Here is a 19,558-nt window from a genome sequence, read left to right as displayed (position 1 = left end):
TTTTTACATATTACTGCATTAAACTTGATGCAATAGACTCGCTTTTGACGCACAAATTTGCCTTTTGCTAATAAAAACTATCAAGCGAGAGCTATAAAACAACATAGCTCATAGGTGCCTGTGGGCGTAACACCTTAACCCGGGTGCAGGTTAAATTGTTCTAAAAACCAGCTGCTCACAGCAGCCTAAGCCTTTGCGTTTAAACCTACAACTTGTTATAAGGTTGAAAAACAATAAAAAGATAATGGATTATGTCTAAGGCTTGGCTCGCTTTTTTTATTCTAAGTTACAGCGTATTTTGTACCTTTACTCATGCGTTACCAACGCAAAAGCCCGAACAGGTATGTGCAACGTGCCACCAAAGCCAAGTTGCAGATTGGCAGACTTCACACCACTTTCACGCCATGGAAGTCGCCAACGACTCGTCAATTTTAGGTAACTTTGACAACGCAAGCTTAGCGTATCAAAACCAAACAGCGCGCTTTTTCAAAAAAGACAGTGGTTTTTATATTGAAATGCCAAACCTTACTGGCGAATTAACAACTTACGCCGTGGCATATACCTTTGGCTATCACCCTTTGCAACAATATATGTTTGATTTTGGTAACGGTCATTACCAGTTTTTTCCATTTGCGTGGGACAGCCGAAATAAACAACAAGGGGGTCAACGCTGGTTTGTGCTTCACCCAGAGCAAACTAAAACCGACGCCTTTCACTGGAGCCAAAAAGGGCAAAATTGGAACCATATGTGCGCCGATTGTCACTCCACTGACTTTCAAAAGAACTTCGATTTTAAAAGTAACACCTTTAACTCAACGTTTTCCGCTATTAATGTTAGCTGCAACGCATGTCACGGCGACAGTGAGCAACACTTAAAGTGGGCGAGTGGTAATAACAAAATCAAAAACAAAGGCTTTACCCATGCTATTGGGCAAAAAACACCGCTATTTCAAAGCCAGGCTGATGGTACGATGAAAAGCGTGTCGCCTTTAAAAGAATCCAAACAAGTTACTATGTGTGCCACCTGCCACGGCCGACGTTCAAATTTGGCTGACCGTCAAGGACCTCATGACTTTTTCAATGCATTTCAACCTGCATTATTAACCCCTGAACTCTATCAAGTAGATGGTCAAGTATGGGATGAAAATTATGTTTGGGGCTCATTTGTGCAAAGTAAAATGTACCAAGCAGGTGTCACCTGCGCGAACTGTCATAACCCGCACAGTGGTAAGTTAAAACTGCAAGGTAATTTAACCTGTACCCAATGCCATGCAAACACCACTTTTGATACACCAAAACATCATGGCCACACAACAAATGAAATTGGCAGCCAATGTGTAGATTGCCATATGCCCACCACAACTTACATGCAAGTTGATGCCCGTCGCGACCATAGTTTTAAAGTGCCAAGACCCGATTTAACGATTAAAACGGGTGTCAGTAATGCGTGTAACCAATGTCACCAAGATCAAACGGCAAGCTGGGCGGTTTCGCAAATTAAAACGTGGCACCCAAATAGTAAACATATTGGCAAAGCACACTTTGCCACCAGCTTTCACCGCGCCGATGAGCGTGCGCCAAACGCAGCTGAATTACTGACCCGTATCGCGCAAGATAAACAGTATTCGACTATCGTCAGTGCTTCAGCACTTGCACGTATGCGCAATACCCCCGGCAATAACGCGTTAGTTGCGATTGCGCGGGCAATAAAAGACCCATCGCCACTCAAACACATCGCCGCAATTAATGCTGCGACGCCCTATCCAGTGACCGACCGCTGGCGTCTTTTTAATGTTTTATTAGATTCAACTCACCATAGTGTGCGAATTGAGGCTGCTCGCTCACTAGCCGGCATGTTGAACGCGCCCTTTCCAAATGAGTTGTCAAAGCAAGATAAGACACGTTTACACGCAGCACTAAACGATTACAAAAAGAGCCAAGAATTTAACGCGGAACGTGGATTTTCACACACTAACCTAGCTTTGCTAGCGCTTGAGATGGCCGAGCCTAAAGCCGCAGAAATGCACTATGTCGATGCGATAAAAATTGAGCCTATTTTTATGCCAGCGTATGTTAACCTTGCGGATTTATATCGCCAGCAAGGTGATGAATCAAAAGCGCAAAATATTCTTAAGCAGGCACTCAGTGTCAATCATGAGGCAAGCGATGTGTACTACGCATTAGCAATGAGCCAAATACGTAGTAGCAAAAAGCAAAATGCACTCAAAAGCCTAGAAAATGCCACTCTGTTTGCTCCTGAAAATGCAAGTTACTTATACACTTACGCGTTATTGCTACAAGACCAAAAGAATATTCACCAAGCAATTCGTTATTTTGAAAAGGCCTATGCGATTACCCCGACAAATCCGGATATTAGTTATAGCCTGACGCAAAGTTACATTGCATTAAACCAGTTTAAGCAAGCGTTATTTTATGCCGAAAATCTTGCGCGTTTATTGCCGAACGACCGGCAAATAGCGCAAATGGTTAATCAGCTAAGAATGATGCAAGGAGTTAATTAACTTTTGAGCTCAAGCAAAGGCGAATGGAAGAGTACCGTTTAAGAGGCTAGAGAAAAATTGCTCAAACTGAATTGAAACGCTATAAAAAACGGCAAGCTGTTACGCCTGCCGTTTTTTATGAATATTGTGAAACGCGATTATGCTTTTTTAACGAACTTCGCGGTTACCATCATTTCGCCAACACCATCAACTTTACAGTCAAGCTCGTGATCCTTTTTATCAAACACGCGACGAACTTGCGCTTTGGTGCCAATTTTAATCACTTGCGAACTACCTTTGATTTTTAGGTCTTTAATTACGGTAACTTTATCACCTTCAACCAATAATGCGCCGTTCGCATCTTTTACCTCGATAAGATCCTCTTTTGCTTGCTCCTCAGGGTTCCACTCAAACGCGCATTCTGGACAAACAAGATTATCTTGATCTTGATATACATATTCTGATTTACAACTAGGACATGGAGGTAACGACATAACAACTCACTACAGCGAAAAAATTTGCAATATTTTAATTGATTTAACCCTATTAAGCGAGGGGCTTTTAATTAACATTTAAGTTTTTTTTAGCTAATACCAATCCAATTTAGAAGAATAATTCTCATTTAGACATATAGTTAAAATAATTATGTGGGAATAACTTGATCGAACACATAAAAAATACGCTTTTCACCATCAAAGTTTTATAAATGCACTGATTTTTTGATTTAGTGCAGTTTTAGCGCCTGCCAAAAAACATAAAATATTGTCATTAAATCAATTTGTTGGAACATCCGTCGTGACCAAATTAGCAAGCGCTTCACAGCAAATTCATTTTGCTGAAGACGAACTTATCATTAGCAAAACCGATATACGTGGAAATATTACTTACGCCAATCGCACCTTTATGCGGGTAAGTAACTTTCCTGAATCAAAACTCATTGGCCAACCACATAACATTATTCGTCACCCACATATGCCAAGAGGTGTGTATTACGGCATGTGGAAAACCCTAAAAGCCAAGCAAGAGTTCTTTGGTTTTGTTAAAAACCTCACCGCCGATGGCGATTATTATTGGGTATTTGCAAATGTCACACCTGATCTGGTTAACGGCGAAATACAAGGCTTCTTTTCTGTAAGGCGTTCTCCGCCTGACGCCGCAATAAAAACAATTAGCGAGGTGTATCAAAAAATGCAGCAAGTAGAAGCACAACACGGCAAACGTGATGGGGCAAACGGCGCATGGTGTTGGTTAAATGAGTATTTGCAAACCCATCACAACACCAGTTATGAAGCCTTTGTATTAGATCTTTACGCTGCAGAATAAGGAGATTTTTATGCCAAATCATACAAGCAATGTAAGCAAAAACATCCCTTTTTTAAGCCAAAAACTATTTATTGCCTGCGTAACCTTTGTCGCCTTAAATTTACTGGTTGCCATTAATAGCATAGTCACCAGTGGCATCAGCTTAATAAATATCTTATCGCCGCTACTGGCCATGGTGTTTGCCTTTTTTGCTTACCAAGACCAAAAACGCCCACTTAACGCGCTAAAAGCAATACACCTTACTCTCACTGAAGCAATTGCAGGCAAAACACATGTGCGAGTAACCCGCACCAAAGGGCTTGGTGAAATTGGTCAAGTTGCATGGCAGCTAAATGATTTTCTCGATATCGTAGAGACCAATTTTAAAGAGTTTTCGAACAGTTTTTCGCGCGCCGGAAAACGCGAATTTCATCGCAAGGGATTAGTGCAAGGCTTGCCCGGAGAATTCGCTTACATCATGAATAACGTTAATGTGGCGATTGAAGCAATGGAACAAGCCGATAACTTTGCTCGACAAAATCGCCTGCTAAGCGAAATGCACCACCTTAACACCAGCAATTTACTTGATAACTTAAAAGATACGCAACACCAAATGGCGGCATTATCAACCGATATGGACGATGTTGCGGCGATGGCTATGGAAAGTAAGCAAGGCGCTGATTTTAGCCATAAAACCGTAGCCGAATTAAAGCATGCCATTGAGCAAGTTAACGAGCGCATGCATACGGTAGAAGAAACCGCCAATGTATTAGCGAACGACAGTAACCGTATCGAGCAAACCATACGATTAATTAGCGATATTTCTGAACAAACCAACTTATTGGCGTTAAACGCAGCAATTGAAGCCGCACGTGCTGGTGAATCAGGCCGCGGGTTTGCCGTAGTTGCCGACGAAGTGCGTCATTTAGCGGTAAAAACACGTGAATCAACCGACGAAATTACAGCAATTATTTCAGGGCTAACGTCACGCGTAGAAAGCATGGTGCAACAGACCTATGAAGTGAGCAACAGCGCGAAACAAATTGGCGATGAAATGACGATCTTCTCGGCCGAATTTGACACTATAGCCACATCGGCCGAGCGCACTATCAATGTTGTGGGCCAAACCAAAGATCGTGCATTCGCCTCACTGGTTAAAATTGATCACATCATCTACATGCAAAATGGCTACATTGGCGCCGAAAAAGGCGGGCTTGGTGCAGAATCTGATGCCGTGCAAGAATCTCACACTGAGTGCCGTCTTGGTCAGTGGTATCATCACGGAGAAGGCAACGCTGTATTCTCGCGTCTAGCTTCATTTAAAGCGCTTGATAAACACCATAAAACAGTGCATCAGCATGTACGCCAAGCGATAGAACTGGTGCAGCAAGACTGGCTTAGAGACGATGGTATTTTTGACGGCATCATACATCATTTCGAGCAAGCGGAAGTTGCAAGTGGCAATGTGGTACATTGCTTAAATGAACTGGTGTTACAAAAACACGCACAATAATCAAAGCCAACGACGCGTTTTTAAAGGCCGTGTGGCTTATTGCTATAACGCCGCATCATATTGATGTAACATACAAAAACTTCACTTAGGTGAGGTTTTTGTATTACAAACAATGCTGAATAAGGACAATCATGCGTTTTTTCTTTCTCGTTACATCACTATTACTCGCTGCAAGCCCTCTTTATGCAAACCCATTTATAGGCAAATGGCATGTTACTAAAGTTGAAACACCAAACACTTACTTTGGTGAAATTAAATACCCTAAACACTTTGAGTTAACTCAGCAAAACGGACAACTTAGCGGGCAATATCACGACCAATATGGCTATGAGTGCGACTTTTCCTTAATCGAATTAATCAATGCTGGGAATGAGCTGTTATTAATTGGTTGTGGTGTAACTAAACATGCCAACTCTTGGATGCCAGTGCACAAGGTAAAGCTCATCAATGATCGGCTGGTCGGTAAAGTGATCACGCATTCAACCCAGTTCACTTGGTATGCAGAGGCCGTAAAACCCAACTCACAATAAACCACAAACTTCACCATAAGGACGTGTTTATGAAAAAATGGAAAGTGCTGTTTTTTACAACCTTGTTCGTGCTATTTACAAGCAACCTGTTTTGGCTCTATGTGGTGATTGATCAAGGTGTAAGCTACACCTATTTAAGTCAATCATATCAAGATGCAAACCACACTATTGACCACTTAAGCAAGTTAATCGTGAAAGGCAGCGCGCAATACAGTAAAAGCGATATACTTCATTTGCTCAGGCAAGCCGAGTCCAATATGTTGATTAGCGAAAGTGACAATACCATTACCACTGAGTTTGCGACATTTACGTTTAACAACAACCAACTGGTCGCCATCAAACAATCCCAATTTTAATCAGTCTATTGGCAATCATAGTGCTAGATATATTAAGCATTGCCAAGAAATACTTTTTAACGTGTTGTTCTAAAATAATAAATATTATTCCCATTAACTGGGTATTTAATTCGCCAGAATCATCAACTCTCAAACTGAGTTTGTCTTAGCAAAATACAAGATAAATTAAAAAGGCCAGATTACTCTGGCCTTTTATTCGTTTGCTATTGGGCATAGCTATTAACTCAGCGATGAAACCACTGATAAGTACTGTTCTGTTACTTGTTAAGCTGCGCTTTTGCGGCTTCAACCTTTGAAAAATCAAGGCCTAGTTCTGCGACCGCTTCTTTAATAAGTGCAGGGTTTTGCATCACCTGCCCCATCACTAGTTGCAGTTTATCTTGCGGTAAGCCTAGTTGACTAATGGTTAGCATTGCAGCCATTGGGTTTTCAGTAAGCACCTGAAAAATTTCATTAATACGCTCATCGCTAATGTTGTTTTCTTTTAACAGTGCAATAATTGGATTCATTCTACTACCTTGAATAACATTATTTGTGTTGCAGTGTAGCAGGTGATTAACATGCTGTTAATCACCAAGCTAAAAATCTAATAGACTCGGCGCTGTTGTTCTAATGTAGTTTCATTTTTGGCCTGACGCTACGCATTAGCTTTTCACACAGCCAAAGCGCCATAGTTTTTAAAGGTCCGTGAATGGCATTTTGATGCATGCGATACAAAGACACGTACATTAAGCGTGCTAATTTGCCCTCAATAAACATACTGTTATTGGTTAAATTACCCATTAAACTGCCTACCGCACTAAAGCGCGATAAATTCACTAGCGAGCCATGATCTTTGTACTTAAACGGTGTTTTGGCTTTGCCATTAAGCTCTGCAAGAATATTAACCGCTAAATTACTTGCCATTTGATGTGCTGCTTGTGCACGCGGCGGCACAAAACTACCATCAGATTGCTCACATGCCGACGCATCCCCAAGTACATAAACATGCTCTACTCCTTTGGCTTGCAAATACGGGTCAACCAGCACTTGGTTGCTGCGATTAAATTCTAGTCCGTCGATGCTTTTTATAAAATCAGCCACTTTTACACCCGCTGCCCACAGCATTAGATCAGCCGCAATCTCCTCGCCCTCAGCGGTGACAAAACCATGCTGATTGGCTTCGCTAATACGTGTATTTTCAAGCACCTGAATGCCTAAATTGAGTAGTTCACGCCTCGCTGCATCACTGATGCGTTTTGGCAGCGCGGGTAAAATAGTTGGCCCAGCTTCGATTAGATGAATGCGTAACTGCGTACTTTTAAATTCGCTTAAGCCATAGTGCTTTAACAAACCAGAAACATGAATAAGTTCAGCGCTCAACTCAACTCCAGTTGCGCCACCACCGACAATAGCAATTGAAAGTGAGTTTGACTGGGAGCTTTGTTCACCACTTGAGTTTTGATGAACGCGCGTAAAGCTATTTAGCAGCGCATGCTGAAAACGTTCTGCTTGCTGTTGAGAGTCCAGAAAGTAGCAATGTTCGGCAACACCTGGGGTATTAAAATCATTACTAATGCTGCCAATTGCAATAATGAGTTTATCGTAGTGAAGTGCGCGTTCAGGCAATAATACTTTGCCGTTATCATCATTGTGTTGTTTTAAACTGATAGCTTGGTCGTTGGTATCGAGTTTTATAAACTCGCCCAAAATGAATTGAAAACCATGAGTTGCTGCGTGAGCTGAATACGACACGCCATCTAAACTGGTGTCGAGCGAGCCTGTTGCTACTTCGTGTAGCAAGGGTTTCCATATGTGTGTGCGGTTTTTATCAATTAACGTAATGTTTGCGCGTTGTGACTTTCCTAATTTTTGTCCTAACTTACTTGCAAGCTCAAGACCGCCTGCGCCACCGCCAATAATAACGATATTAGGATGTGTGTTAATCATAATTGTGCCCTTTAAAAGTTATAAAGAGCTGAATACATAAATTTTTATCGTGGTTATTAGGTTGGCTATCAGAGCCGCATAATCAATAAAAATGGGTATCATCAGGCATTCAGGTCATTATAACCTGACACAATATCTTTATGTTACGCCGCAACGTACCTAAGTGAAAGCCATAAAGTATTGCAAAATATGTCGTACGCGTGACAGCGTATTCAGTTAATATTCATGGCGTATTTTCTATGTTTGAAACAATTACCCAAAACTGTGAAAGATTATGACCTTATCAACACTTTATAAAACAGCGAGTCTCGCCGTTATTTATTTATCACTTAGCGCTTGCGCAGCTATTTCACCAGAAAAATGTAAAACCGCTGATTGGTATAACCTCGGGTACAGTGACGGTCAGAGCGGCTATAAGCGCAGCCGGGTCAATGAATACCGCCAAGCCTGCGCGGAAGTAAACATAGATGTAAATACCAAAAAATGGCAACAAGGGTACGAACAAGGCAACCAAGTGTACTGCACGCCAGAAAACGGTTATCGCATTGGTCGCGCCGGACAAACATACAACGGAGTGTGTTTAAGCGAGTCGTTCGTTAAAAACTACAACAAAGGTAAACGACAATATGATATCGACGAGGAAATCAAACAGCTAGAAGACCGCTTATACCGCCTCAAAGAGCAATATCGCAATGAAACAAACGATGATATTAAGCGCGAAATTCGCCATGATATTCGTGATTTAGAACGCGAAATTGATCGTTTGCGCATTCCACAAGTCATTTACCAAGTCGTATTTTAGTTACGATGAACCAAGTGCTAACTGCTTTTTAACACCTAGCATCACACCACCAAATGCCACGCTAAAAATGCCTGCCAGCATTGCCAACGACGATAGCGTGGCGTTAGCGATGCCCGGACTTGCCAAAATGGCTAATGTGTTAATAAATACTAACATCAACGCTGAGAGCAAATAGCCTTGATAGCCAATTACACCGGCAAATATCAAAAACAAAAAGGTAAAACCAAGCGCTGGCGTAAACGCCGCTGCAGCAATCACCCCAACTACTAAAGAAAGCGCTATTACCAACCCGATTACGATTTTATACATCTTTGCCTCCGTGCATATTTTTTATTTAGCCAAGTGATTTTTCAAATCGAATTTTATGATCTTGAAAACTTGGCGCTTTTTCAAGATCAATTATTACATAATTGTTTTTGACAAGCATTGCCAGCATCGCACGAAAACGATTCATGGTTTTTACCTGAACAGCAGTAAACCCATGTTGTTGTAGCCAACTCTCTTGCTGCAATAGCATTTTTTGAGCAAGACCTTGACCGCGATGATTTGGCACCACAGCACCTAACCAGCTGTAAAACGTTGTATCGTTTAATGCATAACCGAGTTTATAACCTATCGGTTCGCTATTGTGATAGGCGATAAGCAATAAATGGCGTTTATCAGCAAGGCGTAATTTAATATCGGCGAGTTTTTTTGGCGATGAAAATTCAGGAATCGCCTGCTCGATTTGCACCATTTGCTCAAGTTGCCCAATTTCAATTGTATACATAGTTCTTGCTTATTTGGCTTTAAACTGCCGCCAGTATAGAGAATTTAAAATTCTGAATCGATCTTCCTTCACGCTTTTTTCACATCTGGCACGTTAGTGTAACGACAAACAACGCAACACGAACTGAAACTATGATTAAAAAATTAGTCATTACAATAGCTGTCATTACTGTTGCTGAACTAGGCTGTTAAAAACCTATCAACAAAATGGCTTAGCCGCAGCAAAAGCAGATATCGAAAATAACCCAAAAGCAAACCAACAAATATTAGTTGTGATGCATGCAATATTGGCGTTTATGCAGCTAGATATAGGTAAAGGGTTCGATTTATTGAGCCTTGCCAAAGTAATTAAAGCGCAACATGCTTAAATTGCTTAGTAACGTAACCCCTCAATTAAAATTGGGGTTACGTTATGTCCGATACTACTCTGTCACGTCCAAGTTCTTTGGCGTCGTAAAGCAAATCGTCAACACGTTTAAACATCATTTCAATTGCTTCACCACGTTGGTATTGGGTAACACCAATACTCGATGTGATTGTAATGCTGTTTTCATCACTCATTTTTATCGGCTCTGCTTTTAGCGCCAATGCAATTTGCTCAGCACATCTAATTGCTTGTGTGGTTTGTGTATTCGGTAAAATTGCTACAAACTCTTCGCCGCCATAACGTGCAACAATATCATTACGTGTTAATTTGCTTTTAATAATGTGCGACGCCACCTTTAACACATTATCGCCTGCAAGATGCCCATAGGTATCGTTAATTCGTTTAAAGCGATCGAGGTCAAACATCACCACACTAAAGCCGATATTTTGTTGTTTAAGTTGTTCAATACGACGCAACATGACACGCCGATTAATCAGTTTTGTTAGCGGATCAACCGTTGATTCACGATACAAATTCATCAACATTGAAAGCTGTGCAATTTGCAGCCACAGGCTAATACCGGCAAACAAACCAAATAGCCAAACGCCATTAAACAAATGCCAATAATCACCGTTAAAAAAGTGCGCTTGTACGAGCATAAATGGAATAAAAATCAGGCTAATTAAAATCACACCACCGCGAATAGTCAGTGGAAATAACCCGATCATTGCCAATGTTAAATACGGCATCATGGTAAAAATTAACGGCACACTATCAAGGCTGTTAAACGTCAGCATAATGTACAAATAAAACAACGACGGACACAAAAACGACAGTGCAATCACATGTTTTATTAAACTCACCGAAGACGAGCGTTTTACGCGATAAGCCATAATAAACAGTGCCACCGAGAGCGAAATACGCGCCACAAGTAAGGTTTGTGCATGTGCTTGCGGGAGTGTTAGAAAATCAAAAAAGCCAAATAAGGGCACCGAAAACGCGAAAAACAAACACATAATCCATAAACGTCTACGAATATAATCCGACCGTTTATGCGTAAAATCAGTTGAATGGGAATGCGATGAAATAAGCTCGACGAGAGGATTGTTTTCTAAACGAAGGTAGGTTTTGAATTTTAACGATTTAAACTTAGATAAGGGCTCTTTTTTGTCACTATACGGCTCGCTTAGTGCGGTTGGCTTCATACTTAGTCTCACTTACGTCTATTACAACGCCAAATAATGTTGACGCAATAATCATCAATTCGAAGCAAGTTTAACCGTTGAGCACATTTACGTGATTATTCTAGATCAATAAAAACACAGTAAACAAAGTACCGAAATTAAACACTTAGCCTTTAATTTAATAGACCCCTAGGGGTAAACGAATGCAAGAATTTGCTAAGTATAAAATGCTCTTTAACGCACCCTTACAATCTCTTACAAAAGCGATAAAGTTGAGCGGTAGCAGTACGTTGTAATATCTGGTACAACTATAAATTATTAAAGCTAGCTAATTTCACAGGGATTGCTGCAATTTACACAATGTAAAAAGCACAATGGCATTTGAATCATTGTTTGTAACGCAATACTTGCAAGGAGCGCGAATGAAATACCTGTTAACCTTACTTTTAAGCATATCCGTTTCCGCTCAAGCAATAATCATTAGGCACGATGTTGCTGATGCACAATACAAAGTACCAAGCACTGAGTTACCTCAATTAGCAACATTTTATTTTGACGGCGCTCACGGCACGCTTATAGCGCCAACTTGGGTATTAACAGCAGCCCATGCTACATTTTGCGTGAAGCCTAACTCCTCAATACGCCTTAATGGAAAAAACCACACGGTTAAACGTGTTTATGTTCATAAAGATTACACTCCTGGGCGAAGCCACGATATTGCCTTAATTGAATTACAACAACCCGTTTTAGGCGTAACGCCTTTCTCATTCAACACAAAATCTGACGAGTTAAACAAAAACCTGTGGTTTATTGGTATCGGTGGCACAGGAAATGGGCTAACGGGTCAAACAGTTGATAATTTTGAAAACAAAGGTCAAATGCGCAAAGCACAAAACACAGTGACATTGGCACAAGGTCCGCTGTTAAAATTCACCTTCGATAAAGGCGATAACGCACTGCCCCTTGAGGGCGTATCCGGTGGTGGTGACAGCGGCGGCCCCGCATACACATTTCAGAATAATACAGGCGTTATTTATGGTATTAGTTCACGCGTCGAGGGCGGAAATATTGGCAAATACGGTGTTAGCGAGGTTTACAGCCGAACATCATTTTTTGCGCCTTGGATAAACAAGATTATAAATGGTACGAATATAGACGCGCTTTCAGAAGCCAAGTTGAAGCAGTTGCCTGCAGGGTTAACAGAAGACATTTTGCCACGTGTCTGTAACGACATTCGTATTAAATAAAACAATTCTAGTACGGCACATATAAATGTGCCGTATCACCTTACATTTCAAACAAAAGAGGGATCTTATGAAACGAAATTACATCTTAGCACTAGCGTTATTGACGACTACTCACACTAGCTTAGCCTTTGATTTAACCACCAAATGCTTAAAAGTGAAAGAAATCTTCAACAAGCAACCTCACACTGCAACAACGTGGCAAAACTACTCAGCTGGCTCGGCAACTCCCTTTAAGCAAATAAACGCAAACGGTTTTGGCGCGCCCGTTGTGCTTAAAAATGATAAACAAGTTACCGTTGACCTATTGGGGGTGCATCCATTGTTAGTGTTCAACTACGCTGAGGAAGAAAAAGCAAACACATGGCAAAAAGTCGACCTATACGCCCACAAAACCCACCAACAACATACCGACGTGACTAAACAGCCAGATATAGTGACTGTGTTAAAAGAATCGCTCGATTTGTCACCAGAAAGCATTAAATGCAACTATGACACTAGCTCTCCAAAGGACTTACGTAAAAACTTAAATGAACAAGTTTCATGGTCAACATTACTGACAATTAAGTCGTTTATGATGCCAGAAGATGTGATTGGTGCGATAAAAATTAAAAATCGCAATGCAGTGATTATTCGCAGTAAATCGGGGTTTGAGTATTACGAATCAAACGACGAAAAAGCCATTAAAATTACGGTGAACAGCCAAGACAAAAGCGATCTCGACAGCTTTATTGCCACAGTTGAAAGTAACCCACCGTTCACAACACCAACAGAAATTACAGCAAAGCTGATTAGCGGTATTCACAATAATAATATTGCAGACTGGCAAAGTGCACTTACCTTAATGAAACGTGAAAAATACACAGTACCTGCGATGGAACCCGTACACATACGCATTGTAACTATCCAACATCAACTTTGATATTCGCGTATTTTTTATCAGCCCATAGCAAAAGGAGTTATTAGATGTTCGAGTATTTAGTTGGATTAGAAGTAACTAACAACCAAATATATACGCAGTATCGAAATGCGATGACGCCCATACTTAAGCAGTATGGCGGCGGGTTTGGTTACGACTTTGTGGTATCTGAGGTTTTAAAGTCCGCAGTAGATGTGCCGATTAACCGCGTGTTTACCATTGTGTTTCCAACAAAACAAAGCGCTGATAGGTTCTTCTCGGACGACTCGTACTTAGCGGTAAAAGCCGAATATTTTGATTCTTCTGTTGCGCATACCACAATTATTGCCGGTTATGAAAAGGCGTAACAATAACTGCTAACCGTCACTTTTACGGCACGCTAGACTTACGCATTCCGATTATATCGAAAAGGTAAACCCACTTAGCAAACGCCAAGTGGGTTTATTTAATTATCGTGTTGTCGATACCGATTTTGCTTTTTTAATCGCTTCATTAATATTTAGCGACGCTGCTTCTTGGCGCGGTGGGAACTTTTCAAATGTTTTAATATGCTCCGTTAGCATCGCAATTGCAGGTTGAAATACCCAACTCTTTTTCATGATTTGATGAAAGCCTGTTACGCCATCGTAATGTTCCATTGGGTCTTTACGTAAGTTAAACAATTTAGGCATGGTATGGGTAACCAAATCTTGGTAATAACGACCACCTGGTTTTGATGCAAAGTGCATTTTCCAAGGGCCAACACGAATTGCAGTTAACTGCGACTCGTAATAATAAAAGAAGTGATTACGTGCAGATTTCTTGCTTTTGCCACGCCAATAATCAAGGTTGTTTTCACCATCGATATATACTTTAAACTCTTTTTCCATTGCTTTACGTAAGTTTTTCTCACCCACTGCTGCAGCAATAGTTGGAAATACATCTTCATGTGAAGAAATACCATTCAGCTTTAACCCTGCTGGAATTTTTTTCGGCCAACGCACCATAAACGGCACACGCACACCGCCTTCCCATGTCGTCATTTTTTCGCCGCGGAATTTGGTTGTACCCGCATCAGGCCATGAACTTTGCTCAGGTCCATTGTCTGTGGTGTAGATTACAATCGTATTGTCGGCAATTTTTAGCTCATCGAGTTTATCGAGAAGCTGCCCTACATGACCATCGTGCTCTAATAAACCACTACCAAAGACATCTTCTTCAGAACTAATATGAGTCGCAAGATGACGGCTCTCTGGTTTCAAGCGGGTGTAAACATGCATACGGCTTGGCGCATGCCAAATAAAGAAAGGTTTATCTGCTTTAACCGCGCGCTCCATAAAATCTAGGCTACGCGCCAACACTTCTTCATCAAATGTTTCCATGCGTTTACGCGTTAGCGGGCCTGTATCAATGATGCGGCCATCTGCATAGGCTTCAATCACACCGCGCGGGCCAAATTTTTTCTTAAACTCTTTAGTTTTTGGGTAATCTTCCTGCTCTGGCTCTTCTGACACATTCAGATGATACAAATTGCCATAAAACTCATCAAAACCATGGCGCGTTGGCAAGTGTTCATCAAGGTCGCCTAAATGGTTTTTACCAAATTGCGCTGTCATGTAGCCTTTGTCTTTTAAAAACTCAGCAATCGTTGGGTCGGCTTCTTTAATGCCCAAAGGGTTGCCGGGCTGACCCACAGTTGTCAGCCCTGTGCGCACTGGTAACTGCCCCATTAAAAACGCAGCACGCCCTGCGGTACAACTTGGCTGGGCATAATGGTCGGTAAATAAGGCACCTTCGTTGGCAATTCGGTCGATATTGGGGGTGTTGTAGGTCATGCCATGTGAATAGGCACTTAAAGAAACCTGCGCCACATCATCCACCATAATGGCGAGAACGTTTGGGTCTTTCGCATGGGCTGACAACGAAAGTAGCCCAGCTAACACACTGACTAATGGTAATTTCATTACTTCTCCTTGTAGATTATTGAAGTATAAGTTGAATTTGTTTCTTAAAAGCACTCACACAGCAAACCTTGATTACGAAAAGCCAGCATGGGCAGATGTTTAACATCCAAAAATAAACACCATTTTTGTAACTAACCAAGATTAAATGCTCACTTTACAAGCATTTTTCAATTTCTACCTTACAAGAAAATAAGGAACAAGCACAGTAAATTACGCTACGTATTACTACTAACCCGCTGACGTTTTTTTATTCAAAAAAAGCCAATGCGATACAACCGCTAAACACGTATTATTAAGTATTGCGCATTGCCCATGTAATTTTACGTTATCCACTGAGCTCGAGCGAAACAATAAGCCTGCGCGTTAAATATAACCAGCACAATAATGCAAGGTTTATTAAAAACCGGCTTGACCTAAACCAAACTTGAGGTTTTAGCATGCCATTTTTCACAGCAATAAGAACAAAATAATGAACAGTGATATTTCAACTTCTCGCTTAAAGCAGTTTCCGCCATTAATGTGGATTATGTTATTTGGCTCATTTATAACGCGCGGTAGCTTTTATATGGTGTGGCCATTTTTGGCAGTGATTCTGTATAAAAAGTTTGCCCTTTCAGCAACCGAAGTCGGCTCGGTATTGTCGCTCGCTGCGGTTATTTCGGTGTTTGTCAGTTTTGTTGGCAGCACCCTTTCAGATAAACTTGGTCGCAAGCCTATGATGTACGCCACAGGTGTGCTTTATATTGTCTCGTTTAGTTTACTTGCCATCGCCGACACAATCTTAATGTTTACCATTGTGATAACGCTCTGCTCTATTGCCACTTCACTTTGGCGGCCGCTGGCATCGGCTTTAATCGGCGATATTATTCCAGAAAAAGCAACTCGCGAACTTGCGATGCAATCGCTCTATTTTGCAGTTAATGTTGGTTGTGCGGTAGGCCCAATGCTAGGGGTTTGGCTTGGCTTAACTGGCGAGCAATCGAGCTTTTTTATTACTGTTTACGCCTTTGCCTTTTTACTTGTGTTACTAACCTGGGGGTTTAAACATCATGATAAAATCCAATCAAAAGTGGATATAGATAACGCACAAAGTGCGCCAAACTCCGAAACGCCTAAATCACCCGAAACAAAAACAGGCTTTAAACAAACCTTTAGCGTATTAGTCCAAGATAAGCTATTACAGTGCCTTATTTTGGCAAACATTTTGTGCTTTTTTATTTATGGTCAAATGGATAGTTCACTGGTGCAATACCTCACCCGTGCAGGCGCAAATAACTTGCTCGAACTTATTTCATCAATGATCTTTACCAACGCGTTAGTGATCATTACCTGCCAATTTTTACTGCTTAAACTAATGGCGTCGCGGCCAATTTTAGTACGTATTCGCTTTGGCTTGGTACTACTTATCATCTCGCAGATCTGGTTTGCTTTTAATCCACTTACCTTTTTTGCAGGTTGGTTAGGTGCGGTAGTAATTATGAGCCTTGCTGAGGCCATTTTATTTCCAACTATGAGCGTACATGTTGACCGCATTGCACCAACTAACCTGCGCGGTGCATATTTTGGCGCAACCGCATTTTACGATTTAGGCTATGCCTTTGCGCCTATTGGCGGTGGTTTACTGCTTGATATGTTTGACGGTCGCACCTTGTTTTTAGTGTGTAGCGCCATTGCTGTTGTGGTATTTTTACTTTACCTCATTATGGATAAATTAAAACGCCCAGCATTTATTACAGAGCAGCTTGCAACTGAACAAACGGCTAAAACAGCGTAAGCATCTTTGTTTTTTACAGTCAAAACAAAAATAGCCAGCATTCACATGCTGGCTTTTTACTTAACAACTTAACAAAGTTATTCGCGTTTATACACCGCCTCAATTGTTGCTTTTGCTAGTGTATTGGCATTTACCATATACCCTGCCACCGCGCTTTTGGTATTTTCTTTTAAACCAAGCGGCTTTGCTAACGCAAACACCGTAAATTGATAACGATGAATACCATGCCCTTTTGGTGGACACGCGCCACCAAAGCCATTTACCCCAAAATCGTTATTAATTTGTACTGCACCTTCTGGCAGTTTTGAACTTGAACTATTGCCCGCACCAGCAGCTAGTTCAGAAGTGTTCGCGGGTAGATCTGTAACCTGCCAATGCCACCAGCCGCTGCCAGTTGGCGCATCAGGATCATAGGCAAAAACAGCAAACGCTTTGGTTTCTTTAGGTGCACCGCTCCACGCTAAATGCGGCGAGATATTTTCCCCTTCACAACCAAAGCCATTAAAAACATGCTTAGTTGAAAGCATTTCACCGTTCGCAATATCATTACTGGTAAGTGTAAAGGTGTTAGCCCAAAGTTGCGCGGCTGATAACAATAAAGTACCGCCTATAATTTGTTTCAACATGATTTGTCCCTTTTTTGATTGTTGCCCCATCTTAATCATAAACACTTTTAAAATCATAGTGCTTTAAGGTGGGTGAATGTTTTATCTGGTTTGTAAGTTTAAGGAACAAGGCGTTAATTTTACTATTTTCGTTGTTGTTATAATTAAACCAATTACACAAGAACTGTAATGGTTCTATTATAAAATATCTGTTACAAATAAAACTGAGATAACGATATTAAGTAACCTAAATTCGGCATAAAAAACTAGGAAACTAAAATTATGGATGAAGTCGGTAAAGTTAGAATTTTCCTGTTAAGGGTAATGTATGCATTTATTGCGTTTGGTTTAGGTGTCACCACTTTGCCCGATATAGTTTCTGGTTCAGGTCAATCTGCCGATTCAGACACTGTTATAAATGCCATATTAATGGGGTTTTGTCTTCTCTCACTGATCGGCGTAAAGTACCCACTTAAAATGTTACCAGTACTTTTACTGGAGCTTGTTTGGAAAGTATTTTGGCTTTTAGTTTATGCCTTACCTATGTATTTAAATCACTCTCTAGATGAATACGCACAAGAGCTTGTACTTGCGTGTGCTATGGGGGTGATTCTTACACCACTCGTTCTGCCATGGGGTTATTTAATAACCCATTACCTAAAAGCCCCCGCAACACCTTGGAAGTAAACTTTAGTCATCAATAAAGTGAGGATTAATTTTGGCGGTCAGAACGTGATCTTGCCATGTGCCGCTTATTTTTAGATAGCGTTTAGCCAGCCCTTCTTTTTCAAAACCTAAACGCGTTAATAACTGGGCACTTTTTGTATTATGTGGCATATAATTTGCCATCACACGGTGCAACTTTAACTCGTTAAAGACATAATCGAGCCCAGCCTCTACTACCTCAGTCATAATGCCCTGCCCTTGATATTTTTCAGCAACACAATAACCTAGATAGCACGCTTGAAATGGCCCACGCACCACATTAGTAAAATTACACATTGCCATTATTTCGCGGCGCTCAAAATCAAAAGCGGCAAAATGATACGCACTTTGATTATTAAGGTGCGTTTGATAACCATTAGTTAGATTCTGCACATTCACTTTAGTGTAATAGTGCTTATCGCGCGTTGGCTCCCACGGTGCTAAGTGTGCTTTGTTCTCGGTAATAAACGAGAGCAGTGATTCAGTATCATCACTGTTTGGCACGTCAATCAGTGTACGTTTGGTTTTGAGTATCATTGCCTTTGGTCAAGTGCCTGTTTGTCGGTGGCATGCTGAATTAAATTAACCAATAACCGACCATGCATTGGGGTAAAACCGGTTTTTTCGAGCTTTTTCTCAAGGTAATTAGCAAAGTTCTTTCGCTTATCGTGATGAGTGCGAAGCGTAAACAATAGTTCATTTTGCTTTTGGTTTATGAGTCGTGTGTTATAAATTGGGTCTTCATCAGGCCAGTTTTCTACAGGTACGCCTTTGGTTTGATATACATAATTAGAAAGAGTTTGGTTGATCCGAGAATAGTCGCTTTGACCAATAAGCAACTCTAATTCTTTCAATAATCCGCGATACAATACGCGTGGAAATAAGCTGTAAAAATCTTTATTTTGAAACGCTTTGCCTTTTTCGGTTTGCTGCCAATCGGCAAAGCTTGATTTAAGCGCATGGACAAAAATGCGCCCAACAAAATGTACTTTTAAATAGCTGCCACCTTGGTTATCTGCGCTTTGTAGCAAATTACTTAAACGCTTACGATAACTGCGGTTCTCTGCTTTTAAACGGCTCACTTCGGCTTCTAACGCAAGTTCATTTTCGCCTTTT

20 protein-coding genes and 1 pseudogene are annotated in these 19,558 nt (G+C 41.0%); 11 read left to right on the top strand and 10 right to left on the bottom strand.

The window, feature by feature from the left end; translation table 11 throughout:
• The first annotated feature begins 251 nt into the window (after positions 1-251).
• Complete coding sequence (locus ACHSBP_RS08445; RefSeq protein ID WP_395388547.1) at positions 252-2,522, top strand: tetratricopeptide repeat protein; 2,271 nt, start codon at positions 252-254, stop codon at positions 2,520-2,522.
• Between the two features lie 137 nt (positions 2,523-2,659).
• Here the strand turns inward: ACHSBP_RS08445 and ACHSBP_RS08440 are convergent, their stop codons facing one another.
• Positions 2,660-2,995 carry a zinc ribbon domain-containing protein YjdM gene (locus ACHSBP_RS08440; RefSeq protein ID WP_010559526.1) on the bottom strand — a complete coding sequence of 112 codons (336 nt, stop codon included), beginning with the start codon at positions 2,993-2,995 and terminating at the stop codon, positions 2,660-2,662.
• Between the two features lie 301 nt (positions 2,996-3,296).
• Here ACHSBP_RS08440 and ACHSBP_RS08435 point away from each other — a divergent pair, with 301 nt between their 5' ends.
• The 4 genes from ACHSBP_RS08435 to ACHSBP_RS08420 all read left to right on the top strand — a co-directional run bounded on the left by ACHSBP_RS08435 (position 3,297) and on the right by ACHSBP_RS08420 (position 6,202).
• On the top strand, positions 3,297-3,824 hold the full coding sequence (locus ACHSBP_RS08435; RefSeq protein WP_395388546.1) for a PAS domain-containing protein: 528 nt from the start codon (positions 3,297-3,299) through the stop codon (positions 3,822-3,824).
• Positions 3,825-3,834: 10 nt separating this feature from the next.
• Entirely contained in the window at positions 3,835-5,316 is a 1,482-nt protein-coding gene (locus ACHSBP_RS08430) for a methyl-accepting chemotaxis protein (RefSeq protein WP_010559528.1), read from the top strand.
• Positions 5,317-5,447: 131 nt separating this feature from the next.
• Positions 5,448-5,846, top strand: coding sequence for a hypothetical protein (locus tag ACHSBP_RS08425; protein WP_010559529.1), 399 nt, complete (start codon positions 5,448-5,450; stop codon positions 5,844-5,846).
• 29 nt (positions 5,847-5,875) lie between these two features.
• Positions 5,876-6,202, top strand: a complete 327-nt coding sequence (locus ACHSBP_RS08420; RefSeq protein ID WP_395388545.1) for an Imm58 family immunity protein — start codon at positions 5,876-5,878, stop codon at positions 6,200-6,202.
• A gap of 257 nt (positions 6,203-6,459) precedes the next feature.
• On the opposite strand, the gene ACHSBP_RS08415 is transcribed toward ACHSBP_RS08420, so the two are convergent.
• A complete protein-coding gene (locus ACHSBP_RS08415; protein WP_010559531.1) occupies positions 6,460-6,711 on the bottom strand; it encodes a DUF2999 family protein in 252 nt (83 codons plus the stop codon).
• A gap of 100 nt (positions 6,712-6,811) precedes the next feature.
• Positions 6,812-8,131, bottom strand: a complete 1,320-nt coding sequence (locus ACHSBP_RS08410; protein ID WP_010559532.1) for an NAD(P)/FAD-dependent oxidoreductase — start codon at positions 8,129-8,131, stop codon at positions 6,812-6,814.
• Between the two features lie 274 nt (positions 8,132-8,405).
• On the opposite strand from ACHSBP_RS08410, the gene ACHSBP_RS08405 reads away from it, so the two are divergent.
• Positions 8,406-8,933 (top strand): DUF2799 domain-containing protein, encoded by a 528-nt coding sequence (locus ACHSBP_RS08405; RefSeq protein ID WP_395388543.1) that lies wholly within the window; start codon positions 8,406-8,408, stop codon positions 8,931-8,933.
• Here ACHSBP_RS08405 and ACHSBP_RS08400 read toward each other — a convergent pair whose 3' ends face one another.
• The 3 genes from ACHSBP_RS08400 to ACHSBP_RS08390 all read right to left on the bottom strand — a co-directional run bounded on the left by ACHSBP_RS08400 (position 8,934) and on the right by ACHSBP_RS08390 (position 11,273).
• Complete coding sequence (locus ACHSBP_RS08400; protein WP_100914863.1) at positions 8,934-9,242, bottom strand: DUF6419 family natural product biosynthesis protein; 309 nt, start codon at positions 9,240-9,242, stop codon at positions 8,934-8,936.
• A 25-nt stretch (positions 9,243-9,267) separates the two neighbouring features.
• Complete coding sequence (locus ACHSBP_RS08395) at positions 9,268-9,702, bottom strand: GNAT family N-acetyltransferase (RefSeq protein WP_395388542.1); 435 nt, start codon at positions 9,700-9,702, stop codon at positions 9,268-9,270.
• A gap of 404 nt (positions 9,703-10,106) precedes the next feature.
• Positions 10,107-11,273, bottom strand: coding sequence for a GGDEF domain-containing protein (locus ACHSBP_RS08390; protein ID WP_395388540.1), 1,167 nt, complete (start codon positions 11,271-11,273; stop codon positions 10,107-10,109).
• Between the two features lie 401 nt (positions 11,274-11,674).
• On the opposite strand from ACHSBP_RS08390, the gene ACHSBP_RS08385 reads away from it, so the two are divergent.
• The 3 genes from ACHSBP_RS08385 to ACHSBP_RS08375 all read left to right on the top strand — a co-directional run bounded on the left by ACHSBP_RS08385 (position 11,675) and on the right by ACHSBP_RS08375 (position 13,762).
• Positions 11,675-12,499: a trypsin-like serine protease gene (locus tag ACHSBP_RS08385; RefSeq protein ID WP_395388539.1), complete on the top strand. Its 825-nt coding sequence runs from the start codon at positions 11,675-11,677 to the stop codon at positions 12,497-12,499.
• Between the two features lie 67 nt (positions 12,500-12,566).
• Entirely contained in the window at positions 12,567-13,418 is an 852-nt protein-coding gene (locus ACHSBP_RS08380) for a hypothetical protein (RefSeq protein WP_395388538.1), read from the top strand.
• 44 nt (positions 13,419-13,462) lie between these two features.
• The gene (locus ACHSBP_RS08375; RefSeq protein ID WP_395388537.1) at positions 13,463-13,762 is read left to right on the top strand and encodes a DUF1330 domain-containing protein; all 300 of its coding nucleotides are present in this window, start codon (positions 13,463-13,465) and stop codon (positions 13,760-13,762) included.
• Between the two features lie 102 nt (positions 13,763-13,864).
• On the opposite strand, the gene ACHSBP_RS08370 is transcribed toward ACHSBP_RS08375, so the two are convergent.
• Complete coding sequence (locus tag ACHSBP_RS08370) at positions 13,865-15,358, bottom strand: arylsulfatase (RefSeq protein WP_395388535.1); 1,494 nt, start codon at positions 15,356-15,358, stop codon at positions 13,865-13,867.
• A gap of 469 nt (positions 15,359-15,827) precedes the next feature.
• Here ACHSBP_RS08370 and ACHSBP_RS08365 point away from each other — a divergent pair, with 469 nt between their 5' ends.
• On the top strand, positions 15,828-17,132 hold the full coding sequence (locus tag ACHSBP_RS08365; RefSeq protein WP_395388533.1) for an MDR family MFS transporter: 1,305 nt from the start codon (positions 15,828-15,830) through the stop codon (positions 17,130-17,132).
• 77 nt (positions 17,133-17,209) lie between these two features.
• On the opposite strand, the gene ACHSBP_RS08360 is transcribed toward ACHSBP_RS08365, so the two are convergent.
• Positions 17,210-17,758, bottom strand: coding sequence for a YbhB/YbcL family Raf kinase inhibitor-like protein (locus tag ACHSBP_RS08360; RefSeq protein WP_395388532.1), 549 nt, complete (start codon positions 17,756-17,758; stop codon positions 17,210-17,212).
• Positions 17,759-18,019: 261 nt separating this feature from the next.
• Between ACHSBP_RS08360 and ACHSBP_RS08355 the strand changes: the two genes are divergently transcribed.
• Positions 18,020-18,424: a hypothetical protein gene (locus ACHSBP_RS08355; RefSeq protein WP_010559543.1), complete on the top strand. Its 405-nt coding sequence runs from the start codon at positions 18,020-18,022 to the stop codon at positions 18,422-18,424.
• Between the two features lie 3 nt (positions 18,425-18,427).
• On the opposite strand, the gene rimJ is transcribed toward ACHSBP_RS08355, so the two are convergent.
• Entirely contained in the window at positions 18,428-18,979 is a 552-nt protein-coding gene (gene rimJ / locus ACHSBP_RS08350) for a ribosomal protein S5-alanine N-acetyltransferase (protein WP_010559544.1), read from the bottom strand.
• Positions 18,976-19,558 (bottom strand): annotated as a pseudogene (locus ACHSBP_RS08345) (hypothetical protein); the annotation flags it as partial. The gene rimJ and the pseudogene ACHSBP_RS08345, both read right to left, overlap by 4 nt.

Origin of the sequence: Pseudoalteromonas sp. XMcav1-K, assembly GCF_044005875.1 — a bacterium.
GTDB classification, from domain to species: domain Bacteria; phylum Pseudomonadota; class Gammaproteobacteria; order Enterobacterales; family Alteromonadaceae; genus Pseudoalteromonas; species Pseudoalteromonas spongiae.
The sequence above is the reverse complement of the archived record's forward strand: the minus strand, read 5'-3'. Positions and strand labels throughout refer to the sequence as shown.

Bases quoted from the DNA above. Each gene is read 5' to 3' on its own strand.
- ACHSBP_RS08445 (WP_395388547.1), top strand. From the start codon at position 252: ATGTCTAAGGCTTGGCTCGCTTTTTTTATTCTAAGTTACAGCGTATTT.
- ACHSBP_RS08440 (WP_010559526.1), bottom strand. From the start codon at position 2,995: ATGTCGTTACCTCCATGTCCTAGTTGTAAATCAGAATATGTATATCAA.
- ACHSBP_RS08430 (WP_010559528.1), top strand. From the start codon at position 3,835: ATGCCAAATCATACAAGCAATGTAAGCAAAAACATCCCTTTTTTAAGC.
- ACHSBP_RS08425 (WP_010559529.1), top strand. From the start codon at position 5,448: ATGCGTTTTTTCTTTCTCGTTACATCACTATTACTCGCTGCAAGCCCT.
- ACHSBP_RS08420 (WP_395388545.1), top strand. From the start codon at position 5,876: ATGAAAAAATGGAAAGTGCTGTTTTTTACAACCTTGTTCGTGCTATTT.
- ACHSBP_RS08415 (WP_010559531.1), bottom strand. From the start codon at position 6,711: ATGAATCCAATTATTGCACTGTTAAAAGAAAACAACATTAGCGATGAG.
- ACHSBP_RS08410 (WP_010559532.1), bottom strand. From the start codon at position 8,131: ATGATTAACACACATCCTAATATCGTTATTATTGGCGGTGGCGCAGGC.
- ACHSBP_RS08405 (WP_395388543.1), top strand. From the start codon at position 8,406: ATGACCTTATCAACACTTTATAAAACAGCGAGTCTCGCCGTTATTTAT.
- ACHSBP_RS08400 (WP_100914863.1), bottom strand. From the start codon at position 9,242: ATGTATAAAATCGTAATCGGGTTGGTAATAGCGCTTTCTTTAGTAGTT.
- ACHSBP_RS08395 (WP_395388542.1), bottom strand. From the start codon at position 9,702: ATGTATACAATTGAAATTGGGCAACTTGAGCAAATGGTGCAAATCGAG.
- ACHSBP_RS08390 (WP_395388540.1), bottom strand. From the start codon at position 11,273: ATGAAGCCAACCGCACTAAGCGAGCCGTATAGTGACAAAAAAGAGCCC.
- ACHSBP_RS08385 (WP_395388539.1), top strand. From the start codon at position 11,675: ATGAAATACCTGTTAACCTTACTTTTAAGCATATCCGTTTCCGCTCAA.
- ACHSBP_RS08380 (WP_395388538.1), top strand. From the start codon at position 12,567: ATGAAACGAAATTACATCTTAGCACTAGCGTTATTGACGACTACTCAC.
- ACHSBP_RS08375 (WP_395388537.1), top strand. From the start codon at position 13,463: ATGTTCGAGTATTTAGTTGGATTAGAAGTAACTAACAACCAAATATAT.
- ACHSBP_RS08370 (WP_395388535.1), bottom strand. From the start codon at position 15,358: ATGAAATTACCATTAGTCAGTGTGTTAGCTGGGCTACTTTCGTTGTCA.
- ACHSBP_RS08365 (WP_395388533.1), top strand. From the start codon at position 15,828: ATGAACAGTGATATTTCAACTTCTCGCTTAAAGCAGTTTCCGCCATTA.
- ACHSBP_RS08360 (WP_395388532.1), bottom strand. From the start codon at position 17,758: ATGTTGAAACAAATTATAGGCGGTACTTTATTGTTATCAGCCGCGCAA.
- ACHSBP_RS08355 (WP_010559543.1), top strand. From the start codon at position 18,020: ATGGATGAAGTCGGTAAAGTTAGAATTTTCCTGTTAAGGGTAATGTAT.
- rimJ (WP_010559544.1), bottom strand. From the start codon at position 18,979: ATGATACTCAAAACCAAACGTACACTGATTGACGTGCCAAACAGTGAT.